Genomic DNA, 12194 nt, shown 5'->3' with positions numbered 1-12194 from the left:
CGGAGCGTCTCACCGGGCGGCCCACGGGCTCCTTCACCCCCGGCGACCTTTAGACTCGTCCTTTGGCACCTTTGTGTCTCTGTGTCGATCGGTCTGATCGCACCGTACGGGGACCCACCAGCCAGCCATCGGAAGTACGGGAAGAGATGTCGGCACCGAACAAGTCGTACGACCCTGTCGAGGTCGAGGCACTGAAACCGGAAGAGATCGAGCGCATGCGGGACGAGGCGCTCGCCGCCTTCGCGTCCGCCGGCGACCTCGACGCGCTGCGCGAGGCGAAGACCGCGCACATGGGCGACCGCTCGCCCCTGGCGCTCGCCAACCGCGAGATCGGCGCCCTGCCCCCGCAGGCCAAGGCCGAGGCGGGCAAGCGCGTGGGCCAGGCCCGCGGCGCCGTGAACAAGGCCTTCGGGGCCCGCACCGTCGAGCTCGAGGCCGAGCGCGACGAGCGGGTGCTGGTCGAGGAGGCGGTGGACGTCACGCTGCCGTACGACCGCGTCCCCACCGGCGCCCGGCACCCCCTGACCACGCTGATGGACCGCGTCGCGGACATCTTCGTCGCCATGGGGTACGAGGTCGCCGAAGGGCCCGAGGTCGAGGCGGAGTGGTTCAACTTCGACGCCCTCAACTTCACGCCCGACCACCCGGCGCGCCAGATGCAGGACACCTTCTTCGTCCAGGGGCCCGAGGGCACCGAGGGCGACGAGTCCGGCGTCGTGCTGCGCACCCACACCTCCCCGGTGCAGGCGCGCTCTCTGCTGGAGCGCAAGCCCCCCGTCTACATCGTCTGCCCGGGCCGCGTGTACCGCACCGACGAGCTCGACGCGACGCACACCCCGGTCTTCCACCAGGTCGAGCTGCTCGCCGTGGACGAGGGCCTGACCATGGCGGACCTGCGCGGCACCATCGACCACATGGTCAAGGAGCTGTTCGGCGAGGAGACCACCACCCGGCTGCGCCCGCACTTCTTCCCGTTCACCGAGCCGTCCGCCGAGATGGACATGCAGTGCTACGTGTGCCGCGGCGAGTCGGTGGGCAACCCCGACCGCCCGTGCCGTACCTGCTCCAGCGAGGGCTGGATCGAACTGGGCGGCTGCGGCATGGTCAACCCGAAGGTGCTCACCGCCTGCGGTGTGGACCCGGAGAAGTACAGCGGGTTCGCCTTCGGCTTCGGCATCGAGCGGATGCTGATGTTCCGTCACAACGTTGAAGACATGCGAGACATGGTCGAGGGTGACGTTCGTTTCACCCGGCCTTTCGGGATGGAGATCTGATGCGGGTCCCGCTTTCGTGGCTGCGGGAGTACGTCGACCTCCCCGCGGGTGAGACCGGTCGCGACGTCGCGGCCAAGCTCGTCGACGCCGGCCTGGAGGTCGAGACGGTCGAGCAGCTCGGCGCCGGGCTCAAGGGCCCCCTCGTCGTCGGCCAGGTGCTGACCATCGAGGAGCTCGAGGGCTTCCGCAAGCCGATCCGGTTCTGCACGGTCGACGTCGGCGCCGCCAACGGCACCGGTGAGCCGCAGGAGATCGTCTGCGGCGCCCGGAACTTCGCCGTCGGCGACAAGGTCGTCGTGGTCCTGCCCGGCGCCGTCCTGCCCGGCGACTTCGCGATCGCCTCGCGCAAGACGTACGGCAAGACCTCGCACGGCATGATCTGCTCCGGCGAGGAGCTCGGCATGGGCGACGACGGCACGCACGGCATCATCGTGCTGCCGCCGGAGCACGAGACCGGCACCGACGCGATCGAGCTGCTCCAGCTCGTCGACGAGGTGCTGCACATCGATGTCACCCCGGACCGCGGCTACTGCATGTCCCTGCGCGGCATCGCCCGCGAGGTGGCCACCGCCTACGGCCTGCCGCTGCGCGACCCGGCGCTGCTCGACGTGCCCGGGCCGAACTCGTACGGCTACCCGGTCAAGATCGACGACCCGGCCGGCTGCGACCGCTTCACCGCCCGCACCGTGACCGGTCTCGACCCCGAGGCCCGCTCCCCGATCTGGCTCCGGCGCCGCCTCCAGAAGGCCGGCATGCGCCCGATCTCGCTCGCCGTCGACATCACCAACTACGTGATGCTCGAACTGGGTCAGCCGCTGCACGCCTACGACCGCTCGCGGATCGACGGCACCATCGGCGTCCGCCGCGCCGAGCAGGGCGAGAAGTTCACCACCCTCGACGGGGTCAAGCGCACGCTCGACGCCGAGGACCTGGTGATCACCGACAACAGCGGGCCGATCGGTCTCGCCGGTGTCATGGGCGGCGCCAACACCGAGATCGCCGACTCCGTCACCGACCCGGAGACCGGGGCCGTCACCGGGACCACCGACGTGGTCATCGAGGCCGCGCACTTCGACTCCGTGTCGATCTCGCGCACCGCCCGCCGCATGAAGCTCTCCTCCGAGGCCTCCAAGCGCTTCGAGCGGGGCGTCGACCCGCTGGCCGCCGCCGCGGCCGCACAGCGGACCGTCGACCTGCTCGTGCTCCTCGCGGGCGGCACCGCCGAGGCCGGGGTCACCGAGGTCACCGCCCCGGGCGCGCCGCGCACCGTCGCGATGGCCGCCGACCACCCGGACCGGGTCGCGGGCATGGACTACGGCCGTGAGACCGTCGTGCGCCGCCTCCAGGAGATCGGCTGCGACGTCTACGGGCAGGACGAGCTCGTCGTCACGCTGCCGTCGTGGCGGCCCGACCTCGCCGCGCCCAACGACCTCGCCGAAGAGGTCATCCGGCTGGAGGGCTACGGCAACCTCCCGTCGACCCTGCCGCAGGTGCCCTCCGGCCGCGGTCTGACCGCTCGGCAGCAGCTGCACCGCCGCGTCGGCCGCGCGCTGGCCGGCGCCGGCTACGTCGAGGCGCTCAGCTACCCGTTCCTCGGCGAGGGCGTCTTCGACCAGCTCCAGCTGCCGGCGCACGACGCCGCCCGCCAGGTCGTCAAGCTGGTCAACCCGCTCTCCGACGAGGAGCCGGCGCTGCGCACCACGCTGCTGCCGGGTCTGCTCGGCGCGCTGCGCCGCAACGACAGCCGCGGCAGCCACGACCTGGCGCTCTTCGAGACCGGTTCGGTCTTCCGGGCCGCCGCCCGGCCGGGTGTCGCCGTACGGCTGCCCGTCGACCGCCGTCCCACCGACGAAGAGGTCGCCACCCTGGACGCGGCACTGCCCGCGCAGCCGCGGTACGCCGCGGTCGTGCTGGCCGGCGCCCGCGAGCAGGCCGGCTGGTGGGGCAAGGGCCGCCCGGCCGACTGGGCCGACGCCGTCCAGGCCGCCCGTGCGCTGGCCGTCGAGGCCGGCACGGAGCTCGTCGTCCGCCAGGGCCAGTACGGCCCCTGGCACCCGGGCCGCTGCGCCGAGCTGGTCGTCACCGTCGACGGTGTGGAGCAGGTCATCGGCCACGCCGGGGAGCTGCACCCGCGGGTGGTCAAGGCGATGGGCCTGCCGGCCCGCACCAGTGCGATGGAACTCGACCTGGACCGCCTCGCGGCGGCCGGCGGAGAGGCAGTCCAGGCGCCCCGGATCTCCTCCTTCCCGGTGGCGACCCAGGACGTCGCGCTGATCGTCGACGCGTCCGTTCCGGCGGCCTCGGTGGAGGCGGCCCTGCGCAAGGGCGCGGGCGAACTCCTGGAGTCGCTGCGCCTGTTCGACGTGTTCACCGGTGAGCAGGTCGGCGCGGGCAAGAAGTCCCTGGCGTACGCGCTGCGCTTCCGCGCGAGCGACCGCACGCTGACCGCCGAGGAGTCCACGGCCGCGCGCGACGCGGCGGTGGCGCTCGCCGGCGAGCGCACCGGAGCGGTGCTCCGGGGCGCGTAGCCGCACGGTCCTCGGACCTGTTCGAGGCCTGGTGAGGGGCGTATCCGCTATCGGATACGCCCCTCACTCATTCGGGTGAGAACCTCCGCGGCCCGTGTCGGAGGCCGCCGTCCGGTCGACACAATCGATCCGGCCGGAGGGGAGACCTACGGATGATCACGCGCGGGGAGACGACCCGGGTGCGCCGGGTGTGCGTCGCGGCCTGGGGCGGCGCCGCCGTGTCCTGGGAGCTGTCCACCCCGGGAATGCTGGTGCCGAGCCTGGCCACCTGCGCCGCCTTCCTGCTGCTGGCCACCGGGTGCGCCCTGCACATCCGGCGCGGGCTGCTGGCCGAGCTGCGCCGGTCCGAGGAGATCGCGGGCGCCGTACAACGGGCCCTGCTGCGGCCGCTGCCGGGCCGCATCGACGGTCTGGCCCTGGCCGCGGCGCAGCTCTCCGCCAGCCGGGGCGCCGCGGTGGGCGGCGACCTGTACGAGGCCGTCCCGACGGCCCACGGGATCCGGGTGGTCATCGGGGACGTACGGGGCCACGGGCTGCCGGCGCTGGGCGCGGCGGCAGCCGTCCTGGGGGCCTTCCGCGAAGCCGCGTACGACGAGCCCTCGCTCGGCGGTGTCCTGCGGCGGATGGAACGGGCCCTGGGCCGGTACGTACGGGACCGGGCCCGGTCGGAGCACCCGTCGGCCTGTCCGGCCGAGCCGGAGTCCCCGGCGGCGGAGGAGTTCGTGACGGTCCTGCTCCTCCAGATCGCTCCGGACGGTGCCCTGACGGCCCTGAACTGCGGCCATCCCTGGCCCTACCTGATCCGCCCGGTGCCGGTGACGGCACCGCAGCCCTGCGCGGCGCGCTGCCGGGGCTCCGCCGAGAGGTACTCCCGGGCGGAGCCCGGCGCAGGGGGAGGCTCTGCGCCGGGCGCCATCGACGTGAGAGCCCTCGCCGGAGAGACCCTGCCGCCGCTCGGCGTGGTGCCGTTACCGCGGGATCCGCGGGCCCGCGCGTGCGGGGAACTGCGGCCCGGGGAGACGCTGTTCCTGCACACCGACGGGGCGGAGGACGCCCGTGACGGCGCCGGGCGGTTCTTCCCGCTGCGGAGCGTCCTCGCGAGGGCACCGCTCACGCCCGCGCGGCTGGTCGCGGGCGTGCACGCGGCCCTGCTGCGGCACACCGGCGGGCGGCTCGCCGACGACGTCGCCCTTGTGGTGCTCCGCAACGACCGGCATTGACCCACGCACGCCGGGCCCGGTGGATGGGCCCGGCGCGCGTCCGGTCCGGTCAGCCGCCGGCGCCCGGCGACCAACCGGGCGCCGACGGGACCGGAAGGCGCCGCCCGCCTGCCATGGAGTGTCGGGCAGACAGCAGGACGGGCGGCGCGGTGACGGGTCGTCGCACTGTACGAGGGGGAGCCGACGACCCGAGCTCCTCTTGGCGAGGGTCTTCAGTGAAGCGCCTCCAAGGGTCCGTGCGGCAGAGTGCGAATCGCATTTATGCGCGTACTCACTTCACACCCCGTGTGAACCGCGCACCCACTAGCCTGATACCGACGAGCTCCGGGAGCGCCCCATGCAGCCCAATGTCCTGCTCGACGCCCTCCTCGCCGAGGCGGGCATGTCCCACGCCGGGCTCGCCGCCTACGTGAACCAGGCGGGGCGCACCCGCGGGCTGGCCCTGCGCTACGAACACACCGCCGTGACGCGGTGGTTGAAGGGGCAGCGCCCCCGCGGCCAGGTCCCCGACCTGATCTGCGAGGTGCTCGGAGGCCGGCTGCGGCGGCCCCTCGGCCTGGACGACATCGGCCTCGGCGCGGCGGACCACCCGGTCTCCCTGCACGCCTCCCCGCTCAGCGGGTTCGTGGACCGGGCCGCGGCCCTGTGGCGCTCCGACGGGCAGGCCCGGCCCCAACTGCTCACCGCCGAGGCGGTGACCGGCACCCCGGCCGTCATTCCGGTCTGGGAATGGGAGAACCCGCCCGAGGACGCCGACGTCTCGCGCGACGGACCGAACCGGATCGGCCCCGAGCACGTGGAGATCCTGAAGGCCGCCCGCGCCCACTACGAGCTGATGTACCGCCGGGCCGGCGGCATGGCCACCCGCGACCGGATCGTCCGCTTCCTCGGCACCGAGACCGCGCCGATGCTGCGAGGGAGTTACCCCGACGACCTCGGGCGCCGGCTGCACCGGGCCACCGGGTCCCTGGTGGCGGTGGCGGGGATCTGCGCGTACGACTCCGACGCGCACGGGCTGGCCCAGCGCTACTTCCACCAGGCGCTGCGGCTGGCCAAGGCGAGCGGGGACCGGGGGCTCGGGGCGTACGTGATCGCCCTGATCGTCAACCAGTCCCTGCACCTGAGGGAGTACCGCCAGGCCGTCGCCTTCGCCGAGGCCGCGCTGCGCGCCGCGGGTCGGCACACCACCCCGGCGCTCGCCGCCGACCTGCACGCCATGCAGGCCAAGGCCTACGCCCAACTAGGCGACGCGCAGGCCGCGTTGGCGTGCATCCGCGGTGCCGAGACGGCCGCCGCCCGGATCCACCCGGGCAGCGAACCGGACGAGACCGGCTACGTACAGCCCGGCCTCGTCAACGTCCAGGTCGCCGAGGCACTGCTCAGTCTGGGGGATCTGGAGGCGGCGCGGGTCCAGGCGGCCGCCGCCGTCGGCACCCCGGCGCACGACCGGGGGCGGGTGCACCGGCTGGCGATGCTCTGCGAGATCCAGCTCCGCCAGGGAGAGGCGGACCGGGCCGCGGCGGGCGCGGCCGAGATGGCCGAGCGGGCCCGCGGGATGGAGTCGCTGCGGCTGCGCGACCGGCTTCGGGCGGTCCGCGAACAGCTGCTGACCAGCGGTTGCTCGGACGCGCAGGAGACCGTGCGGCTCATCGACGGGGCGCTGCGCGTTCCGCTGTGACAGGGCAGCTGCTGCGATGTTTGCCACCTACTCGAACGGAAGGTGGCACAGCCGTGCAGTGGACGAACCTGAGTGAGCAGACTGTGTACAAGAACCGCTGGTTCGACGTGAATCTCGCCGATGTGGAACTTCCCGACGGCCGGCACCTGGACCACTTCGTGATCCGGCTGCGTCCGGTGGCCGTGGCCACGGCCGTCAACGAGGCCAATGAGGTGCTGCTGCTCTGGCGGCACCGCTTCATCACCGACAGCTGGGGCTGGGAGCTGCCCGCCGGAGTGGTCGAGGACGGCGAGGACATCGCCGCCGCGGCGGCCCGCGAGATGGAGGAGGAGTCGGGCTGGCGGCCCGGCCCGCTCCACCACCTGATGACCGTCGAGCCGTCCAACGGGCTGACCGACGCCCGCCACCACCTCTACTGGGCGGACGGGGCCACCTACACCGGCCACCCCGAGGACGAATTCGAGTCCTCGCGCCGGGAGTGGGTCCCCCTCAACCTGGTGCCCGACATGATCGCGGACGGGGAGATCCCGGCCGCCAACATGGCGGCCGGGCTGCTCCTGCTGCACCACCTGCGGCTGGGCCGGTAGGGGGACCTCGCCCCGGGCGGTCAGCCGTACGGGTAGAAGCCCGCGCCCGTCTTGCGGCCCAGGCGGCCGGCGTCGACCATGCGCTGGAGCAGCGGGGGAGCGGCGTACAGCGGCTCCTTGTACTCGGCGTACATCGAGTCGGCGATCGAGGCGATGGTGTCCAGGCCGATGAGGTCGGACAGCTTCAGCGGGCCCATGGGGTGGGCGCAGCCCAGCTCCATGCCGTTGTCGATGTCCTCGCGGCTCGCGATGCCCGACTCGAACATCCGGATCGCGGACAGCAGGTAGGGGACGAGGAGCGCGTTGACGACGAAGCCGGAACGGTCCTGGGCGCGGACCGCGTGCTTGCCGAGCACGTCCCGCACCAGGGCCTCTGCCCGCTTGATGGTCTCCTCGCCCGTGGTCAGCGCCGGGATCAGTTCGACGAGCTTCTGCACGGGGGCCGGGTTGAAGAAGTGGATGCCGATGACCTGGTCGGGCCGCGAGGTGGCGACGGCCAGCTTGACCAGCGGGATCGAGGAGGTGTTGGAGGCGAGAATCGCGTCCGGGCGGGTGATCACCTGGTCCAGGACCTGGAAGATCTCGGTCTTGACCTGCTCGTTCTCCACGACGGCCTCGATGACGAGGTCGCGGTCGGCGAACTCGCCGAGGTCGGTGGTGAAGGTGAGGCGGGCCAGGGTGGCGTCCCGCTCCTCTTCGGTGATCTTGCCGCGTTCGGCGGCCTTGGTCAGGGAGTTGTGCAGCCGGGTACGGCCGATCTCCAGGGCTTCGCCGGTGGTCTCGGCGACCTTGACCTCAAGGCCGCTTCGGGCACACACCTCGGCGATACCCGCGCCCATCTGGCCACAGCCCACTACGCCGACTCGTGTGATGTCGGAAGGGAGGTCAGTCACTTCGTGCCTTTCGCAGCTCATCCTCGGCGGGTCCCCCGTACGATTCCGGCGCCCGCCACGCCCCCCGACGTTACTCCCGACCTTGCGCGGCGCGGCGGGCCGGGGCGGGCATGCTGAGCGGGCACCACGCATCGTCACTCAGCGAAACGGAGCTGTCACATGGCGTACATCGGTCGACGGGCACTGCTGGCGGGAGCGGCGGCGGTGATCGCCGCCGCGACGGGGGGACCGGCCTTCGCCGGGCCGCGGAGCTCCGGTCCGCTCCCCGGCGGGGGTGCCGGAACCCCGGAGTTCCGGGGCATGTGGATCGCCACCGTCTCGAACGTGGACTGGCCCTCGCGCAGTGGGCTGTCCGCGGCGACGCAGCGCAAGGAGCTGCTCGCCCTCCTCGACACCGCCGTGCGCCGCCGGCTCAACGCCGTGGTCCTGCAGGTCCGGCCCGCGGCCGACGCCCTGTGGCCCTCCCCGTACGAGCCCTGGTCGCAGTGGCTGACGGGGGAGCAGGGGGTCGATCCGGGCTGGGACCCCCTGGGAACGGCCGTCGCCGAGGCGCACGCCCGGGGTCTGGAGCTGCACGCCTGGTTCAACCCGTACCGGGTGGCCAACCACACCGACTTCGACCGGCTGGTGCCCGAGCATCCGGCGCGGCAGGACGGCTGGACGGTCGAGTACGGCGGGAAGCTCTACTACAACCCCGGGGTGCCCGAGGTGCGGCGGTTCGTGCAGGACGCCATGCTCGACGCGGTCACCCGCTACCCGCTGGACGCGGTCCACTGGGACGACTACTTCTACCCCTATCCGGTGGACGGCGAGTACTTCGACGACGACGCGGCCTATGAGGAGCACGGTGGTGGCTTCTCGTCGCGGGCGGCCTGGCGCCGCGGCAACACCGACACCCTGGTGCGCGAGATGTCCGAGCGGCTGCGCGCCCTGCGGCCCGCGGTCAGGTTCGGCATCAGCCCCTTCGGGATCTGGCGCAACTCCGACCGGGACCCGGCCGGCTCGCGCACCCGGGGGCTCTCCGCGTACGACGACCTGTACGCGGACACCCGCAACTGGGTCAGGCAGGGCTGGATCGACTACGTCGTGCCGCAGGCCTACTGGCACATCGGACACCCGACGGCCGACTACGCGGCGCTCGTCCCCTGGTGGGCCCGGACCGTCGCCGGCACCCGCGTGGCCCTGTACGTGGGGGAGGCGCTGTACCGCTGCGAGGCCGACAGCCCCACCGCGGCCTGGCGCGATCCGGCGGAGCTGTCTCGGCACGTGCGGTTCGCCCGCGGCTACCCCGAGGTCCGCGGCCACGTCTACTTCTCGGCGAAGCAGGTGGCCGCGGACCCCAACGGGGCGATGGCACGTGTGGTCGCCGACCATTACGGCTCGGCCGTGCCGCCGCGGTGAATCAGTGACCGGGCTCTGCGGGGTGGCGGACCACGCAGTCGGGTCCGGGCGCCATCAGCGCTTCGTGTCCGTCCTGGAAGCGGACCCGGTACGGGGGCGTCCCGTTCTCGCCGAGCACCTGGGTGATCTCGCCCACCTTGTCGGGTTGTCCGACGATCCTGCCGTGCTGCACCAGCTGGTCGCCCTCGGTCGCTCGCATGTCTGACCTCCTCGGTGGCGCTCCGATCCGGTGCTAGCAGTTTAGGTCGTTCCGGGGCTGTTTGACCCGTTGGGTCACCGCAATGCAGACGAGAACCGCGCAGGCGGCGGCCGGTGCGGCGGGGGCGAGCCGCTCCCCGAGGAGCGCCACGGACCAGACCAGGGTCAGCAGCGGCTGGGCGAGCTGGAGCTGGCTGGCCCGCGGCGCTCCGATCTCCGCCATGCCCCGGTACCAGACGTAGAGGCCGAGGAAGGTGGAGCCGGCCGCCGCCCAGACCAGTCCGGCCAGCCCGTGGCCGGTGAGGTGCGCCGGCTCGTACACGAGCCCGAGCGCGGAGCCGGCCACGGTGAGCGGCAGGCACAGCACCAGGGCCCAGCCGATCACCTGCCAGCCCGGCAGCGTACGGGCGAGCCGTCCGCCTTCGGTGTACCCGGCGGCGCACACCAGCAGGGCGGCGAACAGGTAGCCGTCGCCGGCCGAGAGCGAGCCGCCGCTCTGCGCGAGGGTGAAGCCGAGCACCACCACGGCCCCGGCCACCGCCGCGGCCCAGAAGGCCCGCGGGGGGCGGGTGCCGGTGCGCAGTGCGGACAGCGCGGCCGTGGTCAGCGGCAGGAGGCCGACCACGACGGCGGCGTGCGAGGTGGTGGAGGTCTGCAGCGCCAGGGTCGTCAGCAGCGGGAAGCCGACGACCACCCCGCCGGCGACGACGGCGAGGCCGGCCCAGTGCTCGCGGGCCGGCGGCCGGACCCGGCGGGCCAGCAGGAAGGCGCCCGCGATCGCGGCCGCCAGGACGCTGCGCAGGGCCACCAGCGACCACGGGCCGAAGCTCTCCAGCCCCCAGGCGGTGGCGGGGAAGGTCAGCGAGAAGGCGACGACGCCGAGCGAGGCGAGAGCCGTGCCGCGCAGCAGCGGATTCTTCACCGCTATTGCGGTCGGGAGAGTAGCGCTATTCTGTGCTGTCATGTATGAGCGTAGCAGTGTGGCGGAGCTGGCAGATTGCCTGCGGTCCGAGCTTGACCGCTACTCGGTGGGTGGAAAGCTCCCGTCGAGCCGGGCCCTGGTCGAGCGGTACCGGGTCAGTCCCGTAACCGTCTCCCGGGCCCTCGCGCAGCTCGCCGCCGAGGGCCTCGTCGTCACCCGGCCCGGCGCCGGCGCCTTCCGCGCCGCGCCGCGCACACCGCTCCCCGCGGCCGGGGACACCTCCTGGCAGGAGGTCGCCCTCAGCGCGGAGACCCCCGGGGAGATCGTGCCGCGCTCGGTGGATGCGTCCGGGGTGCTGGCCTGCCTGGCCGCGCCGCCGCCGTCGGTGATCGGCCTCAACAGCGGTTACCTGCACGCCTCCATCCAGCCCGAGCGGGCCATGGCCGCGGCGCTCGCCCGGGCCGGGCGGCGCCCGGGAGCCTGGGACCGGCCGCCCATGGAGGGGCTGCCCGAGCTCCGAGACTGGTTCGCCCGCGAGATCGGCGGAGCCGTCGGGGCCGCCGACGTACTGGTCACCGCGGGCGGGCAGAGCGCGCTGACCACCGCCGTACGTGCGCTGGCCCCGCCGGGGGCGCCGATCCTGGTGGAGTCCCCGACCTACCCCGGACTGCTGGCCATCGCCCGCGCCTCCGGATGCCGTCCGGTGCCCGTCCCGGTGGACGCCGAAGGGGTCCGGCCGGAACTGCTGGCCGCCGCCTTCGAGGCGACCGGTGCGCGGGTGTTCGTCTGCCAGCCGCTGTTCCAGAACCCCACCGGCGCGGTCCTCGCGCCCGCGCGGCGGGCCGAGGTGCTGCGGATCGCGCGGGCGGCCGGGGCCTTCGTGGTCGAGGACGACTACGCCCGCGCCCTGGGCCACGACGACTCCGGTCCGCTGCCCGCGACGCTGGCCGCCGAGGACCACGACGGGGTGGTCGTCCACGTCCGGTCCCTGACCAAGGCCACCTCGCCCAGCCTGCGGGTCGGCGCCCTGGCGGCCCGGGGCCCGGTGGTCGACCGGCTCCGTGCCATCCAGGTGGTGGACAGCTTCTTCGTGCCCCGGCCGCTGCAGGAGGCCGCACTGGAACTGGTCGGCGCGCCCGCCTGGCCGCGCCACCTGAAGGCCGTGGCCGCCGAACTGCGTCACCGGCGCGACGTGCTCGCGGGCGCGCTGCGGCGGGAGCTGCCCGGGCTGACCCTGCCCCATCTGCCGTCGGGCGGCTACCAGTTGTGGGCCCGGATGGCCGGTGGCGGCGACGACGCGGCCTTCGCGGCCGCGGCCCTGCGCGCCGGAGTCGCGGTGGCTCCCGGCCGCCCCTACTTCTGCGCCGAACCGCCCGCTCCGTACGTGCGGCTGAGCTTCGCCGGCGTCTGCGGCCCGGCCGAACTGGTGGAGGCCGTGCAGAGGCTGCGCGCGGGCCTGGGAGAGGAGCCGCACACTCCGGACGCTTGACCCG

At 73.5% G+C, this 12194-nt stretch carries 10 protein-coding genes; 7 read left to right on the top strand and 3 right to left on the bottom strand.

Annotated features, from left to right (window positions below):
• The first annotated feature begins 146 nt into the window (after positions 1 to 146).
• The 5 genes from pheS (at position 147) to ACZ3X1_RS21630 (ending at position 7287) form a co-directional block, all read left to right on the top strand.
• Complete coding sequence (gene pheS / locus ACZ3X1_RS21650) at positions 147 to 1274, top strand: phenylalanine--tRNA ligase subunit alpha (RefSeq protein ID WP_356813806.1); 1128 nt, start codon at positions 147 to 149, stop codon at positions 1272 to 1274.
• Positions 1274 to 3802 (top strand): phenylalanine--tRNA ligase subunit beta, encoded by a 2529-nt coding sequence (pheT, locus tag ACZ3X1_RS21645; protein WP_467280656.1) that lies wholly within the window; start codon positions 1274 to 1276, stop codon positions 3800 to 3802. The genes pheS and pheT overlap by 1 nt, the downstream gene beginning before the upstream one ends.
• Positions 3803 to 3954: 152 nt before the next feature.
• Positions 3955 to 5022, top strand: a complete 1068-nt coding sequence (locus ACZ3X1_RS21640; RefSeq protein ID WP_467280655.1) for a PP2C family protein-serine/threonine phosphatase — start codon at positions 3955 to 3957, stop codon at positions 5020 to 5022.
• A gap of 337 nt (positions 5023 to 5359) precedes the next feature.
• On the top strand, positions 5360 to 6700 hold the full coding sequence (locus tag ACZ3X1_RS21635; RefSeq protein ID WP_356813803.1) for a transcriptional regulator: 1341 nt from the start codon (positions 5360 to 5362) through the stop codon (positions 6698 to 6700).
• Positions 6701 to 6753: 53 nt separating this feature from the next.
• The gene (locus ACZ3X1_RS21630) at positions 6754 to 7287 is read left to right on the top strand and encodes an NUDIX hydrolase (RefSeq protein WP_467280654.1); all 534 of its coding nucleotides are present in this window, start codon (positions 6754 to 6756) and stop codon (positions 7285 to 7287) included.
• Positions 7288 to 7307: 20 nt separating this feature from the next.
• Here ACZ3X1_RS21630 and ACZ3X1_RS21625 read toward each other — a convergent pair whose 3' ends face one another.
• Entirely contained in the window at positions 7308 to 8201 is an 894-nt protein-coding gene (locus ACZ3X1_RS21625) for a 3-hydroxybutyryl-CoA dehydrogenase (RefSeq protein WP_045937043.1), read from the bottom strand.
• A gap of 138 nt (positions 8202 to 8339) precedes the next feature.
• Between ACZ3X1_RS21625 and ACZ3X1_RS21620 the strand changes: the two genes are divergently transcribed.
• Positions 8340 to 9581: a glycoside hydrolase family 10-like protein gene (locus ACZ3X1_RS21620; RefSeq protein WP_356813802.1), complete on the top strand. Its 1242-nt coding sequence runs from the start codon at positions 8340 to 8342 to the stop codon at positions 9579 to 9581.
• Position 9582: 1 nt separating this feature from the next.
• Here the strand turns inward: ACZ3X1_RS21620 and ACZ3X1_RS21615 are convergent, their stop codons facing one another.
• Together ACZ3X1_RS21615 and ACZ3X1_RS21610 are read right to left on the bottom strand one after the other, a co-directional pair.
• On the bottom strand, positions 9583 to 9780 hold the full coding sequence (locus tag ACZ3X1_RS21615) for a DUF1918 domain-containing protein (RefSeq protein ID WP_030841812.1): 198 nt from the start codon (positions 9778 to 9780) through the stop codon (positions 9583 to 9585).
• A gap of 33 nt (positions 9781 to 9813) precedes the next feature.
• The gene (locus ACZ3X1_RS21610) at positions 9814 to 10743 is read right to left on the bottom strand and encodes a DMT family transporter (RefSeq protein ID WP_467280653.1); all 930 of its coding nucleotides are present in this window, start codon (positions 10741 to 10743) and stop codon (positions 9814 to 9816) included.
• Here ACZ3X1_RS21610 and ACZ3X1_RS21605 point away from each other — a divergent pair.
• Entirely contained in the window at positions 10742 to 12190 is a 1449-nt protein-coding gene (locus ACZ3X1_RS21605) for an aminotransferase-like domain-containing protein (RefSeq protein ID WP_467280652.1), read from the top strand. The two genes, ACZ3X1_RS21610 and ACZ3X1_RS21605, sit on opposite strands and share 2 nt — an antisense overlap.
• The last annotated feature ends 4 nt before the right edge of the window (positions 12191 to 12194 follow it).

The organism is Streptomyces sp. NPDC023541 (assembly GCF_055559995.1).
This window is presented reverse-complemented; position numbering and strand designations above follow the sequence as displayed.

Coding starts and splice junctions, on each gene's coding strand:
- pheS (WP_356813806.1), top strand. CDS start 147: ATGTCGGCACCGAACAAGTCGTACGACCCTGTCGAGGTCGAGGCACTG.
- pheT (WP_467280656.1), top strand. CDS start 1,274: ATGCGGGTCCCGCTTTCGTGGCTGCGGGAGTACGTCGACCTCCCCGCG.
- ACZ3X1_RS21640 (WP_467280655.1), top strand. CDS start 3,955: ATGATCACGCGCGGGGAGACGACCCGGGTGCGCCGGGTGTGCGTCGCG.
- ACZ3X1_RS21635 (WP_356813803.1), top strand. CDS start 5,360: ATGCAGCCCAATGTCCTGCTCGACGCCCTCCTCGCCGAGGCGGGCATG.
- ACZ3X1_RS21625 (WP_045937043.1), bottom strand. CDS start 8,201: ATGAGCTGCGAAAGGCACGAAGTGACTGACCTCCCTTCCGACATCACA.
- ACZ3X1_RS21620 (WP_356813802.1), top strand. CDS start 8,340: ATGGCGTACATCGGTCGACGGGCACTGCTGGCGGGAGCGGCGGCGGTG.
- ACZ3X1_RS21615 (WP_030841812.1), bottom strand. CDS start 9,780: ATGCGAGCGACCGAGGGCGACCAGCTGGTGCAGCACGGCAGGATCGTC.
- ACZ3X1_RS21605 (WP_467280652.1), top strand. CDS start 10,742: ATGTATGAGCGTAGCAGTGTGGCGGAGCTGGCAGATTGCCTGCGGTCC.
- ACZ3X1_RS21610 (WP_467280653.1), bottom strand. CDS start 10,743: ATGACAGCACAGAATAGCGCTACTCTCCCGACCGCAATAGCGGTGAAG.